Below are 206 nucleotides of genomic sequence, written 5' to 3' on the forward strand. Positions count from 1 at the left end.
ACCGCTACGAGCTCTATCATCCATTATTAACGCAAACAAATCCTACACAAGAATCGCAAACACTTCATCATCTAGACATTCTTCCAATGCATTTTAAAAGCAGCGAAATTATTACACTTAATGAACAATTTCATTCAGAGTCTTTATTTGAACACTTTGGCGAACACCCTGTTTTAGGTTGCACTAGTTTTGATATTTTGAATAAG

General features: G+C 34.5%; 1 protein-coding gene. It reads left to right on the forward strand.

Going from position 1 to position 206, the window contains the following annotated elements; translation table 11 throughout:
* Nucleotides 1–206, forward strand: a 206-nt coding sequence (locus tag V6260_RS19635) for a hypothetical protein (RefSeq protein ID WP_341595652.1), incomplete at both ends; no start/stop codon positions are given.

Source organism: Pseudoalteromonas aliena (assembly GCF_038155085.1).
GTDB lineage: Bacteria > Pseudomonadota > Gammaproteobacteria > Enterobacterales > Alteromonadaceae > Pseudoalteromonas > Pseudoalteromonas aliena_A.